The organism is Streptomyces sp. NPDC004658 (genome assembly GCF_040609555.1).
GTDB lineage: Bacteria > Actinomycetota > Actinomycetes > Streptomycetales > Streptomycetaceae > Streptomyces.
The window spans coordinates 1-1,336 of record NZ_JBEXKG010000398.1 but is presented as its reverse complement, the minus strand read 5'-3'; the positions used below and the strand labels follow the sequence as shown (position 1 = coordinate 1,336).

The window sequence follows — 1,336 nt, the reverse complement described above, 5'->3', positions numbered from 1 at the left end:
CGCCTGACAGTGAGGATGTACGTGAGCGTTCCCCGGCGGGGTCTGACCCAACGCCTGACTGACTCAGGGTCCTCAACGGGATCTGTCGGCTCTGTCCGGGGGACGCTCGCCCGCATCCGTCGGGCCGGGGGACGTGACTTCATAAGAGCCTGGCCAGAGGCCCCATCACTGTCTTGTCCGCCCTCCCGGCCGACGGGTGCCATCCCACCCGGTCGAATGGACAGGACGGCACACCCAACGATGGCACAGCGCGAGGTCGAGGTCACCGGCGGCGTCGACACCCACAAGGACTCCCACACTGCGGCCGCGGTCGACTCGGCGGGCCGGGTCCTGGGCTCGGCCCAGTTCCCCGCCTCCGCGCTCGGCTACCGCAAGCTCCTGGCCTGGCTCCGATCCTTCGGGACCCTGCTGATAGTCGGGGTCGAGGGCACGGGTGCCTACGGCGCGGGCCTGGCCCGCTACCTGCACGCACAGGATGTGACGGTCGTGGAGATCGACCGTCCGGACCGCAAGACCCGCCGCTGGCAGGGCAAGTCCGACCCGGTCGATGCCGAGGCCGCGGCCCGGGCCGCGCTTGCCGAACGCCGCACCGGCACCCCGAAGTTCCGTGACGGCCGGGTCGAGGCCCTGCGGGCCCTGCGGGTCGCCCGCCGCAGCGCGGTCCAGCAGCGGTCCGACGCCGCCCGGCAGATCAAGAACCTGATCGTCACCGCGCCGGAAGGCGTCCGCACCATGCTGCGGCACCTGAAGGACAAGGACCTGCTGACCATCTGCGCGGGCTTCCGTCCGAGCCTGGACCAGGCCGGGGACCCGGTCACCGCGACGAAGATCGCCCTTCGGTCACTCGCCCGCCGCCACCGCGACCTGGGCCAGGAGATCGACGAACTGGACGAACTGATAGCCCCGCTCACCCAGGAGATCAACCCAGCCCTGACCGAGCTGAACGGCGTCGGCCCGGACGTCGCCGGCCAGCTGCTGGTCACAGCCGGCGACAACCCCGACCGACTCCGCTCGGAAGCGGCGTTCGCCATGCTCTGCGGCGTCGCCCCGCTGCCCGCGTCATCCGGCCGAACCCACCGCCACCGGCTCAACCGGGGTGGTGACCGGGCCGCGAACGCGGCCCTCTACCGGATTGTGCTCTGCCGCCTGCGCTGGGACCAGCGCACCAAGCAGTACGTGGAGCGACGAACCAAGGAAGGCCTGTCGAAGAAGGAAATCATCCGCTGCCTCAAGCGGTTCGTCGCCCGCGAGATCTACCACGTCCTGACCACCACGAACGCCACCGCAGCGGCCCCGACTCACCTCACAACCGCTGCTTGACATCCATAAGAGCATC

At 70.2% G+C, this 1,336-nt stretch carries 1 protein-coding gene; it reads left to right on the top strand.

What is annotated here, in order from left to right; all coding sequences use genetic code 11:
- Positions 1 to 240 precede the first annotated feature (240 nt).
- On the top strand, positions 241 to 1,320 hold the full coding sequence (locus ABZV94_RS41645; RefSeq protein ID WP_356350315.1) for an IS110 family transposase: 1,080 nt from the start codon (positions 241 to 243) through the stop codon (positions 1,318 to 1,320).
- Positions 1,321 to 1,336 lie beyond the last annotated feature (16 nt).

Excerpts from the sequence above, each read along its gene's own strand:
- ABZV94_RS41645 (WP_356350315.1), top strand. The coding sequence starts at position 241 with ATGGCACAGCGCGAGGTCGAGGTCACCGGCGGCGTCGACACCCACAAG.